This window comes from Ruegeria sp. BI11 (genome assembly GCF_056538005.1).
The window spans coordinates 507,361-521,987 of sequence record NZ_JBQFSM010000002.1 but is presented as its reverse complement, the minus strand read 5'-3'; the positions used below and the strand labels follow the sequence as shown (position 1 = coordinate 521,987).

Below are 14,627 nucleotides of genomic sequence, written 5' to 3'. Positions count from 1 at the left end.
TTGACATGCTCTATTGGTTAACCGCCCTGTCGGATGGGGGGGATTTCTTTAACCTCTTCCGCTATATCACCTTCCGTGCGGGCGGAGCCTTTCTGACCGCTTTGATCTTTGGCTTCATCTTCGGCAAGCCCCTGATCAACGTATTGCGCAGGAAGCAGGGCAAAGGTCAGCCGATCCGGGATGACGGCCCTGAGGGACATTTTTCCAAAGCCGGAACACCGACCATGGGCGGTTTGCTGATCGTGGGTGCGCTGGTGACCTCGACGCTGGTTTGGGCGCGCTGGGACAACCCGTATGTCTGGATGGTGTTGTTTGTAACGCTGGCTTATGCGGCCATCGGTTTTGCGGATGATTATGCCAAGGTCTCTAAGCAGAACACCAAGGGTGTGTCCGGCAAAACGAGGATGGCGCTGGGGGTAATTATCGCGGTTTTGGCCTCACTTTGGGCAACCCTGCATCATCCTGAAGCTTTGCAGAACCAACTGGCAGTGCCGGTCTTCAAGGATACGCTGGTCAATCTGGGTATTTTCTACATTCCCTTTGCGATTGTGGTGATCGTGGGGGCGGCCAACGCGGTAAACCTGACCGATGGTCTGGATGGGCTGGCGATCATGCCAGCGATGATTGCCGCGTCGACATTGGGTGTGATCGCCTATGCGGTCGGGCGGGTCGACTTTACCGAATATCTGGACGTGCATTATGTGCCAGGCACGGGGGAGATTTTCATCTTTACCTCGGCGCTGTTCGGCGCAGGGCTTGGGTTCCTTTGGTACAACGCTCCACCGGCGGCCGTATTCATGGGTGATACCGGTTCGCTGGCCCTTGGTGGTGCATTGGGTGCGATTGCGGTGGCAACCAAGCACGAGCTGGTTCTGGCTGTTGTCGGCGGGCTTTTCGTTGTGGAAGCGCTGAGTGTGATCATTCAGGTGCTCTATTTCAAGCGCACCGGTCGCCGCGTGTTTCTGATGGCGCCGATTCATCACCACTATGAGAAAAAGGGCTGGGCCGAGCCGACTATCGTGATCCGGTTCTGGATCATCTCGCTGATCCTGGCGATGATCGGTTTGGCGACTTTGAAGGTCCGGTAACGCTCCCGCCAGGTTCGGCGAACCTGCGGTCCGCCTGCCACCTGTTGGGCCCGGCTCGCGCTGATGCGCGAGCCTTTTGTCTCTCTTGCCATCGGGGATTTCTTCTGCGCAGTGTGACGGCCAATTGGACGTCAGAAGAAGGTGGGCGACATGATCCCGGTCAAAGGGTTTTCAGGGCAAAAGGTTGCGGTTCTGGGGCTTGGCCGATCGGGTCTGGCCACGGCGCGCGCATTGCGGGCGGGCAAGGCTGAGCCGGTCTGTTGGGATGACAATCCCGCCGCGCGCGAAACGGCTGAGGCCGAAGGGTTCACTTGCGCCGACCTTCACCGCCATGGGGCATTTGACGATATTGCATCGCTGATTGTGTCGCCCGGTATTCCGCATCTCTATCCCGAACCGAACCCGGTTGTGGCCGCAGCGCTGGAAGCCGGAGTGCCGGTGGACAACGATATTGGGCTGTTCTTTCGGTCCTTTGCCGGATCGGAATGGAACAACTACGACACCCCGCCACGTGTGATCGCGGTGACCGGTTCGAACGGGAAATCAACCACTGCGGCCTTGATCAATCACATCCTGACCGCAGCCGGGCGCGAGGCGCAGCTGGCCGGGAATATCGGGCGCGGGGTGCTGGATATTGATCCGGGCGGTGATGGGGCGGTGGTAGTGCTGGAGTTATCCAGCTATCAGACCGATCTTGCCCGCGCCCTGACACCAGATGTGGCGGTGTTCACCAACCTGTCTCCTGATCATCTGGACCGGCATGGCGGCATGGGTGGTTATTTTGCGGCCAAGCGTCGATTGTTTGCCGAAGGTGGGCCGGACCGCGCGGTGATCGGTGTGGATGAAAAGGAAGGCGCGTTTCTGGCAGGCCAACTGGCCGAAGGACCGACGGATGACCGGGTGATCCGTGTTTCGGTGGCGCGCAAACTGACCGGGTCGGGTTGGCAGGTTTTTGCGCGCAAGGGGTTCCTGTCGGAATATCGCAAGGGGCGGCAGGCCGGATCCATCGATCTGCGCCGGATCAAGGGGCTGCCCGGAGCTCACAACCATCAGAACGCCTGTGCCGCCTATGCTGCCTGCCGCGCGTTAGGGTTGGCACCGCGGGTAATTGAGGATGCTCTGCACAGCTATCCCGGTTTGCCGCATCGTAGCCAGATCATCGCCGAAGCGGATGGCGTGACCTATGTGAACGACTCCAAAGCCACCAATGTGGACAGTGCGCTGAAGGCACTGAGCGCGTTTAAGAATATCCGCTGGATCTGTGGGGGACTCGAGAAAGAGGGCGGTCTTTCAGCGTTGAACGGCGCGGTGGACCAGGTGAAAAAAGCCTATGTGATCGGGCGCGATGCCGCGAATTTCGCGCTTCAGCTCGAGGTCGAGGTGCAGGTCTGCATCACCATGGCGGATGCTGTGGCGCAGGCCATGGCAGATGCGCAACCGGGTGAGACTGTACTGTTGGCCCCCGCAGCGGCCAGTTTCGATCAGTACGACAATTTTGAACAACGCGGAGAGGATTTCGCCGAACAGGTTCGGCAGAGGCTTTCAGACTAGCCGTTTGCAATAGACCGCCGGTTGGGCCAAGTTAAGATGCTATCAGCTTGACGCGCCATGACAATTACGTTTGGCTCCGGGCAAACTCAACACGAGGTAATGACTATGCCATACCGTAAGTTTTCTTTGATCCTTCCCGCCATTCTGTTGGTCGGTGCCTGCTCGAATGTTGGCGCGAACTACGTGCCAATTGTCGACGGTCCGGTAGGACCGAACTTCCAGTCCGATTTGGCGAACTGTCAAGCGTTGGCAAGAACGCAAGGAACCGTCGATGGCAACACGGCCGGTGCCGCAGCAATCGGCGCGGCCGGGGCCGCGGCAACTACTGCGATCATTCAGGACAGCAGCAGCAACCTTGGTCGTGCCGCAGCAGCGGGCGCTTTGGTCGGAGCCGGTGCAAGTGCAATCAACAACACCCAGAATCAAGAAGTTATCGTGCGCAACTGCATGCGCGGACGTGGCTACAACGTCGTCGGCTAACGGTTCGCAATGGCAGTTCCAGCGGCGTGGCCCGAGGACCACGCCCATTGGAAGTTGTAGCCGCCCAACCAACCGGTGACATCCACCGCTTCGCCAATTGCATAGAGGCCGGGGACACCCCTGGCCTCCATCGTTTTTGACGAAAGACCATCGGTGTCGATACCGCCCAGTGTGACTTCGGCAGTGCGATAGCCTTCGGTGCCCGAAGGGGTCAGTTGCCAATTGGACAGGGCCGCGATCAAGTCGGTGAGTGCTGTGTCGGACTGGTCAGCCAGATTGCCCTGCATCGGGATGTGCTGGCTTAGGTAGTCCACCAGCCGCGTTGGAAGGTGGCGGGCAAGCTCGGTTGTCAGGGCCTTGCGGCCGCCGCTTCGCCGTTGATCGCGCAGCAGGTCGAATAGGGGCAGGTCGGGGATCAAGTTGACCCGGATCGCTTCACCCTCACGCCAATAAGAAGACAGTTGCAGCACCGATGGCCCGCTGAGGCCGCGATGGGTGAACAGCAACGCCTCGTCAAAGCTGGTGCGATCGTTCGACAAACGCGCGGGTAGAGAGACACCGGACAGATCCTTGAATTTCCCGTCCGAGAAGGTGAATGGCACCAGCGCCGCGCGGGTATCGGTGATCCGTAGCCCAAACTGACGGGCGATGTCGTAGGCCAGCCCAGTTGCGCCCGTCTTGGGGATCGACTTGCCGCCGGTGGCCAGCACCAGATTGGTGCAGGTCAGGCTCAGGCGTTGCCCTTCACGGTCAACCTCCAGCGCGAACCCGGTCTCGATCTTGCGCAGGTCTTTCAACTCGGTTCTCACCCACAAATCGGTTCCGGCGCGTTCCATCTCAGTCAGCAGCATCTGGATGACCTGTTTCGAGGATCCGTCGCAAAACAACTGACCCAGCGTTTTTTCGTGCCAAGCGATGCGATGACGTCCGACCAGATCGACAAAATCCCACTGTGTATACCGCGCCAAGGCGGATTTGCAGAAATGCGGGTTCTGCGACAGGAAGTTGCCGGGCCCCGCAAACAAATTAGTAAAATTGCAGCGCCCACCGCCTGAGATGCGAATTTTCTCTCCGGGCGCTTTGGCGTGGTCGATCACCAGCGCGCGCCCGCCGCAATGGGTCGCGCACATCATGCCGGCGGCACCGGCACCAAGGATGATCGTGTCATAGGTCATGCGGTGCGCATGGCGTGGAATGCGAAGGAAGGCAAGAGCCAGCACAGTTTCAGCACACTACAGATGCCTTCATGCGTCACTGGGTCTTGAGGCGCATTGGCCAGTAGAAATGCAGATTGAAAGCATTACAACTCGCTGTCATGCTGTCCTTTTAAAACACGTTTTCAAAGAAGGAAAAATGGATGCAATTTCCGGGCTTTATTACCGCGTTTCCCAAGTTGGACGTTCCGTTCCCCGAGGATGTAGTGCAGACAGCGGTCATAAGATCCGATGCTGGCCTCGCGGCGTTTTTTACGTTTCTCAAGGATATGGAGCTTCCTTTGCATTCGCATGGGGCACAGTGGGGAACGGTCATTGCAGGTGAGGTAGAGCTGACCATCGGAGGGGTCACCAACACTTATCGCCCCGGTGATAGTTATTCGATTCCCGCCGGGGTGGAACACGGTGGGCAGATCAAGGCTGGAACCCGCGTGATCGATGTTTTTGAAGAGCCGGATCGGTATCCAATCAAAGAGTGACGGCAATTCTGTCACTGACTTGCGCAGTCAATTGTCTGCTGTTTGAGCGGCCTGTTTGGCCATTTGTTGCGGCCGCCGACTCATGCAGGCCGTTTTCCGCAAATGCGTTCATTCCGCTAGCCCAAACGCAAAAATGCCTGTAGACTCTCAATCAGATCCCGAAAACGGGACGTGAACGAGGCAGTAAGTGGCGGTATCTCATGACTGAGATGGTGTATGGCGCGGTCCAGGACCAGCGCGGAGAACCGATTCTACCAAAGTGGTGGCGGACAATTGATCGCTGGACCATGTCCTGTGTGCTGATCCTGTTTGTCATCGGACTTTTGCTTGGGTTGGCCTCGTCGCCGCCGCTGGCCGGGCGCAACGGGTTTGATCCTTTTCACTATGTCGAACGGCAGGTGATCTTTGGTGGGCTGGCGTTGATGGCGATGCTGCTGACCTCGATGATGTCACCGACATTGGTGCGGCGTCTGGCGGTGTTGGGCTTTCTTGGCGCGTTTGTCGCGCTGGCTTTTCTGCCGGTTTTCGGCACCGATTTCGGTAAAGGTGCGGTGCGCTGGTATTCGCTAGGCTTTGCCTCGATGCAACCATCCGAGTTTCTCAAGCCCGGCTTTATCGTCGTAGCCGCGTGGCTGCTGGCCGCGTCGCAGGAAATCAACGGCCCTCCGGGACGACTATGGTCGTTTGCGCTGTGCATGGCCATCGTTGGTATGCTGGTGTTGCAGCCTGATTTCGGTCAGGCCTGTTTGATCCTGTTCGGCTGGGGCGTGATGTATTTCGTGGCTGGGGCACCGATGCTGCTGCTGTTGGGTATGGCCGGGGCGGTCGTACTGGGCGGTATGCTGGCCTATTCCAACTCGGAACACTTTGCCCGCCGCATCGACGGTTTCCTGAACCAAGAGGTCGATCCGACCACGCAACTGGGCTATGCCACTAACGCCATCCGCGAAGGCGGATTGTTTGGTGTCGGTGTAGGTGAAGGGCAGGTGAAATGGTCGCTGCCAGATGCGCATACCGATTTCATCATCGCCGTCGCGGCCGAGGAATACGGTCTGATCCTGGTGCTGATCATCATCGCGCTTTACTCGATTATCGTTGTACGCTCACTGTTGCGGTTGATGCGCGAACGGGACATGTTCATCCGTCTGGCAGGCACCGGCCTGGCCTGCATGTTCGGCGTGCAGGCGATGATCAACATGGGCGTCGCGGTGCGACTGTTGCCCGCCAAGGGCATGACGCTGCCGTTTGTCAGCTATGGTGGTTCGTCATTGATTGCGGGCGGTATTGCGGTTGGCATGTTGCTGGCCTTCACCCGGACCCGTCCACAAGGCGAGCTTGGCGATATCTTGCGCGGAAGAGGTTGATGAGCAAACCCTACCTTCTGATTGCGGCTGGCGGCACCGGGGGCCACATGTTCCCGGCGCAGGCACTGGCCGAGGCAATGCTGCAGAAAGGCTGGCGCGTGCGTCTGTCCACCGACGGGCGTGGCGCGCGGTATGCCAGTGGTTTTCCGCATTCGACCGAGATTGTCGAGGCGTCCTCGGCTACATTCGCCCGTGGTGGGCTGGTCGCTAAGGCGCTGGTCGGTCCCAAGATTGCAGGCGGCGTGACCAGTATGTCGCTGCAGATGATGCGTGATCGACCGGACGTGGTTGTGGGATTCGGTGGCTACCCCTCAATCCCGGCGTTGGGCGCAGCGACAATGCTGAAAATCCCGCGCATGATCCATGAGCAGAACGGTATTCTGGGGCGGGTTAACCAGCTGTTTGCAACCCGTGTGTCTCAGGTGGCTTGTGGCATTTGGCCCACGGACCTACCCGAGGGGGCAAGGGGCATCCATACCGGCAACCCGGTCCGCGCCGCTGTGCTCGAACGCGCCGCAGCTGGTTACATTCCGCCCGGTGATTACCCAATGTCCGTCCTGGTGATGGGGGGCTCGCAGGGCGCGCGTATCCTCAGCGATGTGGTGCCTGGCGCGATAGCTGCCTTACCCGACAATTTGCGTGATCATATCCGCGTAGCCCATCAGGCGCGCGACGAGGATGGCGAACGGGTGACGGCATTCTACGCCGATCATGGCATTCGGGCCGAGGTCAAGCCGTTCTTCCACAACGTTCCCCGCCGCATGTCAGATGCGCAACTGGTTATCTCGCGTTCGGGGGCGTCGAGCGTTGCCGATATCTCGGTCATCGGGCGGCCCTCGATCCTGATCCCGTTTGCCGCCGCCGCAGGCGACCACCAAACCGCCAATGCTCGCGGGCTGGTGCAGGCGGGCGGGGCGATCATGATTCCTGAAAACGCCCTTGACGTTTCCTCGCTGACCGAGCAAATCACCGCAGTTCTGACCAACCCCGAAGCCGCGCAAAAAATGGCCCATGCCGCCCTTTCGACCGGTGCGCCGGATGCAACCGAGCGTCTGGTACACCTTGTTGAAGAACTGGCGCAGAAGGAGACCGCATGAATCCTGCAACCAAACTGCCGCAAGACGTAGGGCCGATCCATTTCGTAGGGATCGGCGGGATCGGGATGTCGGGCATTGCCGAAGTGCTGCTGAACCTGGGCTACCGGGTGCAGGGGTCTGACCTGAAAGCGTCGAAGATTACCGACCGCCTGGCCAGTTTGGGGGGCGAGATATTCGTCGGCCAGCGCGCCGAAAACCTGGAGAACGCTGCCGTTGTGGTGGTGTCGACCGCGATTAAACCGGGTAACCCGGAACTCGACGGGGCTCGCGCCCGCGGCCTGCCGGTGGTACGACGCGCCGATATGCTGGCCGAGCTGATGCGCCTGAAATCCAACATCGCCATCGCAGGGACCCACGGCAAAACCACTACGACCACGATGATGGCAGAACTGATGGTGGCCGGCGATTTCGACCCGACTGTGATCAATGGCGGGATCATCCATGCCTATGGCTCGAATGCGCGGATGGGGCAGGGCGAATGGATGGTGGTCGAGGCCGACGAATCCGACGGTTCGTTCAATCGTTTGCCCGCAACCATTGCCATCGTCACCAATATTGACCCCGAGCATATGGAGCACTGGGGCGATTTCGACAAATTGCGTGACGGTTTTTACGAGTTTGTCTCGAACCTGCCATTTTACGGTCTGGCCGTATGCTGTACCGATCACGCCGAAGTGCAGACGCTGGTTGGCCGTATCACTGACCGTCGCGTGCGGACCTATGGTTTCAACGCGCAGGCCGATGTGCGGGCGGTGAACCTAACTTATAAAGGTGGCATCGCTCATTTCGACATTCACCTGCAATACGAAGATACCGTGATCGAAGGGTGCACCCTACCGATGCCTGGTGATCACAACGTCTCGAACGCGCTGTCTGCGGCGGCCGTGGCCCGGCATTTGGGCATGAAAACTGCGGAAATCCGCGATGCGCTGGCCAATTTCGGTGGCGTCAACCGGCGGTTCACCAAGGTGGGCGAGGTCGACGGGGTCACCATCATCGACGATTACGGGCATCACCCTGTGGAAATTGCTGCGGTGCTCAAAGCTGCCCGTCAGGCGACCGAGGGTCGGGTGATCGCCGTACATCAGCCGCACCGCTATTCCCGCCTGTCCAACCTGTTCGACGATTTCTGCACCTGCTTCAACGACGCCGATGTCGTAGCCATTGCTGACATTTTCGCCGCCGGAGAAGACCCGATCAAAGGGGCCTCGCGCGATGATTTGGTACAGGGCCTGATCCGCCACGGCCACCGCCATGCCCGCGCGCTGCTGGATGAAAGCGATCTTGAACGTCTTGTCCGCGAACAGGCCCGACCTGGGGATATGGTCGTCTGTCTGGGTGCAGGTACAATTAGCGTCTGGGCCAACGGATTGCCCGCGCGATTGCAGCAAAAACAGGCTGTCTGAGGCAATGGACTCTCGCGCGTCGCAACTCTAGAGTGTGGCGTCGCAATCGCAGAGGTGATGTCCTCGGAGGGGCAATTGGCATATTCGGTAATGTTCGCAACCTTGTGGGTCGTGGCCTCGACAATTGTGGCCATGTTGCCGATGCGCTTACAGTTCCCGCCCGGGGTTGTGCTATTCGTCTCTGCGCCTGCATTGATTGTCTGGCTGGGCCATGATTATGGCTGGGTGTATTCGCTGCTGGCCTGCGCCGCTTTTGCATCCATGTTCCGCAATCCTATCCGTTATTATTGGCGCCGGTGGACCGGAGCGGAGGTTCAGGAATGAACTGGTCTATCGCCCTTGCCGCGCTTTGGGGAGTTGCCGCGAACGTGTTTGCGATGATCCCCAGCAAAGATAACCACTGGACCCGCGCCTATATCCTGATCGCTGTGGGTATTCCGATTTTGGGGTACGTGACGCTTCAGAACGGGCCATGGATCGGGTTGATAGTGATGGCGGCAGGCATGTCCGTGTTGCGCTGGCCTGTGATTTATCTTGGTCGTTGGCTGCGACGATTGGGGCGCAGTTACGAATGACGGCTGCATTGGTTATTTATTGTATCCTTGCCGTTGTTTCGTTTCTTGCTGCTTTGACTATTACCCACTTTTTGTCCAAAAACGGTTTTGCTTGGATCGTGGTTGCCGCAATTGCAGGTTCAGCTGTGATCGTTGCGGCTCTCTTCCCCTCAAGTAACAACGGCCCGCCAGAAGACTCTGATTTTCTAATATTTATTTTAGCTTGGTCATTGATTTTTCCTGCATTGGCAGGTGCCATCTTGGGCGGACTGGTTGGTTTCATAAAGGAGGTTCGCAGTAATCGTTGATCTTTGTCCGTTCGTTGGATGACATCCCTGAAAGTCAGATATAGAAGGGGCCGATGACACTGAATTCCTTTCCGGTTCGGGGTAAACTTACCGAACAAAGATCCCTTAACGACCTGACATGGCTTAGGGTCGGTGGACCTGCGGACTATTTGTTCCAGCCCGCTGATATCGAGGACCTGCAACATTTCCTGCGCGACCTGCCTGCGGACGTTCCGGTCTTCCCGATGGGCGTCGGCTCGAACTTGATAGTCCGGGATGGCGGGCTGCGTGCGGTGGTGATCCGGCTTGGGCGAGGGTTCAACAGCATTACGGTCGAAGGCAACACCGTTACCGCAGGCGCAGCGGCTCTTGACGCACATGTGGCACGCAAGGCGGCGGATGCGGGTGTGGACCTGACTTTTCTGCGCACCATTCCCGGCTCGATCGGTGGGGCGGTGCGGATGAATGCGGGGTGTTATGGCAGCTACACGGCAGATGTGCTGCGTAAGGCCACCATCGTAACGCGACAGGGTGAGGTCTTGGACCTGAACCCAGAGGATCTGAATTTCCGTTATCGTCAGTCCGATTTGCCCGAGGGCGCGGTACTGATTTCCGCCACACTCGAGGGTCCGTCAGGTGACCCCGCTGAACTGCACGCGCGCATGGCGGCGCAATTGCAAAAGCGTGACGAAACCCAGCCCACCAAAGATCGCAGCGCCGGGTCGACCTTTCGCAACCCGGCGGGCTTTTCGTCCACGGGTCGCGCTGATGACGTGCATGACCTCAAGGCTTGGAAAGTCATCGACGATGCCGGTATGCGCGGGGCATCGCTGGGCGGGGCGCAGATGAGCCACAAGCATTCGAATTTCCTGATCAATACCGGCACCGCCACGGCTGCGGACCTCGAAGGTCTGGGTGAAGAGGTGCGAAAAAAGGTTTACGAAACAAGCGGCATCACGCTAGAATGGGAAATCATGCGGGTCGGTGATCCGCTGAAGGAATAAAGCCCCAACCGTCAGACCATAACAGGCAATTTAAGGCGACGGATCAAAGGCATAACACAGTACGGACCACTACATAAGGTCCGGGGACATTGAGGCGCTAGGTGGGTAAGTCGAGCAGGACAAACCCCAAAGTGGCGGTATTGATGGGCGGCCCCTCGGCGGAACGCGAGGTGTCTCTCAGCTCTGGGCGCGAATGCGCAGCCGCCCTGCGGGGAGAAGGCTTTGAAGTTGTAGAGCTGGACGCAGGTCCCGACCTCTACGCGCGCCTTTTGGATATCAAGCCAGATGTGGTTTTCAACGCCTTGCATGGCCGCTGGGGCGAGGATGGTTGCGTACAGGGCTTGCTGGAGTGGATGCGGATTCCGTACACGCATTCCGGCGTGCTGGCCTCGGCTTTGGCGATGGACAAGCAGCGAAGCAAAGAGGTGTATCAGGCCGAAGGCCTGCCAGTTGTTCCCAGCGTAATCGTGCCCAAGGTCGAGGTGATCGAGGTTCACGTGATGGAACCACCTTACGTCGCCAAGCCCAATAACGAAGGCTCCAGCGTCGGTATCTATATCGTGCATGAAGGATCGAACGGTCCGCCGCAACTGTCCGAGGATATGCCGGAATTCGTGATGGTCGAGAAATACATCGCGGGTCGCGAATTGACGGTGACCGTGATGGGCGACCGCGCCCTGACGGTGACCGAGATCATGACCGATGGCGGCTGGTACGACTATGACGCCAAGTACAAGCCGGGCGGATCGTGGCATGTGCTGCCTGCCGATATTCCGCAGGATATCTTTGAACGTTGCTTGGATTACGCTTTGCGCGCCCATAATGCGTTGGGGTGCAAGGGGGTCAGCCGCACCGATTATCGTTGGGATGACAGCAAGGGGGCCAACGGGCTGTTTCTGCTGGAAACCAATACGCAGCCCGGCATGACGCCGACGTCGCTGGTGCCGGAACAGGCCGAGCATTTCGGCATGAGCTTTGGCCAGCTTTGCGCGTGGATGGTGGAGGACGCTTCATGCGACCGCTAAGAGCCACCCGCGCGCCGGTGATCCATCGCTCAAAGCCGCTGGCCGGGCCGGATGCGGATTTTAGCTCGGGCGCACGGTCCGAAGCAGAGCCAAAGCTGCGGCTACGTGGGGTCAAGCTGTTCGGTCGCAAATCGCAACGCTTTGATCCGGCACCGTCGCGGCTGAATTACCGTTTGCAGCGCTGGATGCTGACGCCAGGTGTGCGCCAGGGTTTGCGGGTTGGATTGCCGATATTTGCGATTTGCGCCGCGACCGGGATTTACTTCGGCTCAGCCGAGCGGCGCGAGGCGGTGGTGGCGTATGTGGCCGACGTCAAGACCTCGATCCAGCAGAGGCCGGAGTTTATGGTCAATCTGATGGCCATTGACGGCGCGGGCACCAATCTTTCGGAAGATATCCGCGAAGTGGTTCCCTTGGATTTCCCGATCAGTTCCTGGGATCTGGATGTCGAGCAGATCCGCGAGACGATCACTGGGCTGGACCCGGTCAAATCTGCCTCAGTCCGGGTGCGCCCGGGTGGCATTCTGCAAGTGGATGTTGAGGAACGCCAGCCGGTCATAGTGTGGCGTACGCGTCGCGGGATCGAATTGTTGGACGAAACCGGCGCGCATGTGGAACGCATCGCTTCGCGTAAGGAACATGCCAATCTGCCGCTTATAGCGGGCAAAGGCGCTGATGCGCATGTGGCCGAGGCTTTGCAACTGGTGACCACCGCCCGAAGCCTAGGTGGCCGGGTGCGTGGCTTGGTACGGATCGGTGAACGCCGCTGGGATCTGGTTCTGGATCGCGGCCAACGCATCATGTTGCCAACCGAACGCCCGGTGCGCGCGTTGGAACGTGTGCTTGCCGTGAACGAAGTGCAGGACCTGTTGGAGCGTGACGTGGCCGTGGTGGACATGCGGCTTGGGCAGCGCCCGACAATCAGAATGACCAAAGCTGCCAGCGAAGACTGGTGGAATACAAAAGTGACAGTGGGTAACGGGCAGTAACGACTATGATGACCGATCTTTATCAGTCCCAACGGGCCATGCGGCAGATGCGCAGGCAGGCGATGCAACGCGGTGTGGTCGCCATTCTGGACGTCGGCAGCTCCAAGATTGCCTGTCTTGTACTGCGGTTCGATGGGGTAAATCGTCTGAGCGAGGATAATAGCATCGGGTCTCTGGCGGGGCAAACCGGGTTTCGGGTGATCGGTGCTGCAACCACTCGGTCGCGCGGTGTGCAGTTTGGCGAAGTTACCGCCATGCAGGAAACCGAGCGCGCCATTCGAACCGCATTACAAGCGGCGCAGAAGATGGCAGATATCCGGGTGGATCACGTGATCGCCTGTTTCTCGGGCGCGAACCCTCGCTCCTATGGTCTGGACGCGCAGGTTGATCTGGAGGGGCAGGTTGTGTCCGAGGCCGAGGTCGGCCGTGTGCTGAACGCCTGCGACGTGCCCGATTATGGAGCAGGGCGCGAGGTGCTGCATGCCCAGCCGGTGAACTTTGCGTTGGATAACAGGTCGGGCCTGATCGACCCGCGTGGACAGATGGGGCAGAGTCTTGCGGTCGACATGCATATGTTGACCGTCGATACAGTGGCCATCCAGAACATCGTGCGCTGCATCAAACGGTGCGATTTGGAGTTGGCGGGGATTGCGAACTCGGCCTATGTGTCGGGTGTTTCGGCGCTGGTCGAGGACGAGCAGGAACTGGGTGCGGCCTGTATCGACATGGGCGGTGGTACGACCAGCGTGTCGATCTTTATGAAAAAGCACATGATCTATGCCGATTGCGTGCGTATGGGCGGTGATCATGTAACCGCTGATATCTCGATGGGGTTGGGTGTTCCCGCCGCTGTGGCCGAACGGATCAAGACCTTTAACGGTGGCGTCCACGCGACAGGTGCTGACGACCGCGACCTGATCGACATCGGCGGTGATACCGGTGATTGGGAACACGACCGCCGCACTGTTAGCCGGGCCGAGCTGATCGGTATCATGCGTCCGCGCGTCGAAGAGATTCTGGAAGAGGTGCGCGTGCGTCTGGATGCTGCGGGCTTTGAACATATGCCCAGCCAGCAGATCGTGCTGACCGGTGGCGGTAGCCAAATCATGGGGCTGGATGGCCTCGCGACCCGTATCCTGGGCCAACGCGTACGGTTGGGCCGACCATTGCGCGTTCACGGCTTGCCTCAATCTGCGACGGGGCCGGGGTTCTCGTCGGCGGTAGGGCTCAGCCTGTTTGCGGCACATCCGCAGGACGAATGGTGGGATTTCGAAATCCCGGTCGACACCTATGCCGCGCGGCCCTTCAAGCGCGCTATGCGCTGGTTCCGTGACAATTGGTAAGGCGATTGGGGTCGCGGCGCTGATCGCCGCGATTCCGTTTGTCGCACACGCCCAGACCCGTATCACACCCGAGGTTTTTCTGGCCGCTGTTCAGGGCAAGACCGTCACGTTTCATGGCTATCCCAGTGGTATTCTGGTGGGGACCGAGGAATTCCTCAGCCCCAAATTGTCTGTCTGGCGAATGGAAGGGCGGGGCTGTGTCTATGGGCAGATCACCACGCCCAACGGGCAGATCTGCTTTTTATACGATGATGATCCGGATGACGTACCGGTGTGTTGGTGGACCTTTGAGCACGGAGGTCGCCTGATGGTGCGACTGGCCAACTTCGAAAAACGTGAAATTCAAGAAGTTCGTAGCATAACCGAGGACGGTTTGAATTGCCCAAGTGCCCCAATTAGCTAAAGAAATGGGTTGCAGGTGGCAGCCATATCCCGCAAGATATCCACAAGGCCCGTCAGAGGCCCCGCGGCAGGACCAGAGCAGTTTTCCGCATCTTTAAAATCGATGATTCCCTTTGGGTGGCGAGCATGTTGGTCGCGGCGCAGGTGCCGTAGGCTTTGTGGTGGATTGAGTTCATTCCGCAACATCTGGCAATGAATGCAAAATACCGCAGTCAGCTGCCTTATTTCCTCCATATTTTGTAGGAATCAGCGATTTTTGGCGTGACGTTTGTGGATTCGACCGGTAGGATTGTAAGCGGATAGGTAAGAAAAACACCGCTTTGGCGGGTCAATAAAACAGGCGG

At 58.9% G+C, this 14,627-nt stretch carries 16 protein-coding genes; 15 read left to right on the top strand and 1 reads right to left on the bottom strand.

The window, feature by feature from the left end; translation table 11 throughout:
* Positions 1-5 precede the first annotated feature (5 nt).
* The 3 genes from mraY to ACR0DT_RS07385 all read left to right on the top strand — a co-directional run bounded on the left by mraY (position 6) and on the right by ACR0DT_RS07385 (position 3,119).
* A complete protein-coding gene (mraY, locus tag ACR0DT_RS07395) occupies positions 6-1,088 on the top strand; it encodes a phospho-N-acetylmuramoyl-pentapeptide-transferase (protein ID WP_480710092.1) in 1,083 nt (360 codons plus the stop codon).
* 150 nt (positions 1,089-1,238) lie between these two features.
* The gene (gene murD / locus ACR0DT_RS07390) at positions 1,239-2,639 is read left to right on the top strand and encodes a UDP-N-acetylmuramoyl-L-alanine--D-glutamate ligase (RefSeq protein WP_480710091.1); all 1,401 of its coding nucleotides are present in this window, start codon (positions 1,239-1,241) and stop codon (positions 2,637-2,639) included.
* A gap of 105 nt (positions 2,640-2,744) precedes the next feature.
* Entirely contained in the window at positions 2,745-3,119 is a 375-nt protein-coding gene (locus tag ACR0DT_RS07385) for a glycine zipper family protein (RefSeq protein ID WP_480710090.1), read from the top strand.
* Here the strand turns inward: ACR0DT_RS07385 and ACR0DT_RS07380 are convergent.
* A complete protein-coding gene (locus ACR0DT_RS07380; RefSeq protein WP_480710089.1) occupies positions 3,116-4,294 on the bottom strand; it encodes a BaiN/RdsA family NAD(P)/FAD-dependent oxidoreductase in 1,179 nt (392 codons plus the stop codon). The two genes, ACR0DT_RS07385 and ACR0DT_RS07380, sit on opposite strands and share 4 nt — an antisense overlap.
* A gap of 182 nt (positions 4,295-4,476) precedes the next feature.
* Here ACR0DT_RS07380 and ACR0DT_RS07375 point away from each other — a divergent pair, with 182 nt between their 5' ends.
* The 12 genes from ACR0DT_RS07375 (at position 4,477) to ACR0DT_RS07320 (ending at position 14,284) form a co-directional block, all read left to right on the top strand.
* Positions 4,477-4,812 carry a cupin domain-containing protein gene (locus ACR0DT_RS07375; protein ID WP_480710088.1) on the top strand — a complete coding sequence of 112 codons (336 nt, stop codon included), beginning with the start codon at positions 4,477-4,479 and terminating at the stop codon, positions 4,810-4,812.
* A gap of 200 nt (positions 4,813-5,012) precedes the next feature.
* A complete protein-coding gene (ftsW, locus tag ACR0DT_RS07370; RefSeq protein WP_480710087.1) occupies positions 5,013-6,176 on the top strand; it encodes a putative lipid II flippase FtsW in 1,164 nt (387 codons plus the stop codon).
* Positions 6,176-7,273, top strand: a complete 1,098-nt coding sequence (locus ACR0DT_RS07365) for a UDP-N-acetylglucosamine--N-acetylmuramyl-(pentapeptide) pyrophosphoryl-undecaprenol N-acetylglucosamine transferase (protein WP_480710086.1) — start codon at positions 6,176-6,178, stop codon at positions 7,271-7,273. The genes ftsW and ACR0DT_RS07365 overlap by 1 nt, the downstream gene beginning before the upstream one ends.
* Complete coding sequence (gene murC, locus ACR0DT_RS07360; protein ID WP_480710085.1) at positions 7,270-8,679, top strand: UDP-N-acetylmuramate--L-alanine ligase; 1,410 nt, start codon at positions 7,270-7,272, stop codon at positions 8,677-8,679. Before ACR0DT_RS07365 ends, murC begins: the two co-directional genes overlap by 4 nt.
* A 75-nt stretch (positions 8,680-8,754) precedes the next feature.
* On the top strand, positions 8,755-9,003 hold the full coding sequence (locus tag ACR0DT_RS07355; RefSeq protein WP_480710084.1) for a DUF2484 family protein: 249 nt from the start codon (positions 8,755-8,757) through the stop codon (positions 9,001-9,003).
* Complete coding sequence (locus ACR0DT_RS07350; RefSeq protein ID WP_480710083.1) at positions 9,000-9,254, top strand: DUF2484 family protein; 255 nt, start codon at positions 9,000-9,002, stop codon at positions 9,252-9,254. The genes ACR0DT_RS07355 and ACR0DT_RS07350 overlap by 4 nt, the downstream gene beginning before the upstream one ends.
* Positions 9,251-9,541, top strand: a complete 291-nt coding sequence (locus ACR0DT_RS07345) for a hypothetical protein (protein ID WP_480710082.1) — start codon at positions 9,251-9,253, stop codon at positions 9,539-9,541. The genes ACR0DT_RS07350 and ACR0DT_RS07345 overlap by 4 nt, the downstream gene beginning before the upstream one ends.
* Before the next feature lie 53 nt (positions 9,542-9,594).
* On the top strand, positions 9,595-10,524 hold the full coding sequence (murB, locus tag ACR0DT_RS07340) for a UDP-N-acetylmuramate dehydrogenase (protein ID WP_480710081.1): 930 nt from the start codon (positions 9,595-9,597) through the stop codon (positions 10,522-10,524).
* 101 nt (positions 10,525-10,625) lie between these two features.
* Entirely contained in the window at positions 10,626-11,549 is a 924-nt protein-coding gene (locus tag ACR0DT_RS07335; RefSeq protein WP_480710080.1) for a D-alanine--D-alanine ligase, read from the top strand.
* The gene (locus tag ACR0DT_RS07330) at positions 11,537-12,538 is read left to right on the top strand and encodes a cell division protein FtsQ/DivIB (RefSeq protein WP_480710079.1); all 1,002 of its coding nucleotides are present in this window, start codon (positions 11,537-11,539) and stop codon (positions 12,536-12,538) included. Before ACR0DT_RS07335 ends, ACR0DT_RS07330 begins: the two co-directional genes overlap by 13 nt.
* An 8-nt stretch (positions 12,539-12,546) precedes the next feature.
* Complete coding sequence (gene ftsA / locus ACR0DT_RS07325) at positions 12,547-13,881, top strand: cell division protein FtsA (protein WP_480710281.1); 1,335 nt, start codon at positions 12,547-12,549, stop codon at positions 13,879-13,881.
* Complete coding sequence (locus ACR0DT_RS07320) at positions 13,868-14,284, top strand: hypothetical protein (protein WP_480710078.1); 417 nt, start codon at positions 13,868-13,870, stop codon at positions 14,282-14,284. The genes ftsA and ACR0DT_RS07320 overlap by 14 nt, the downstream gene beginning before the upstream one ends.
* Positions 14,285-14,627: the final 343 nt, after the last annotated feature.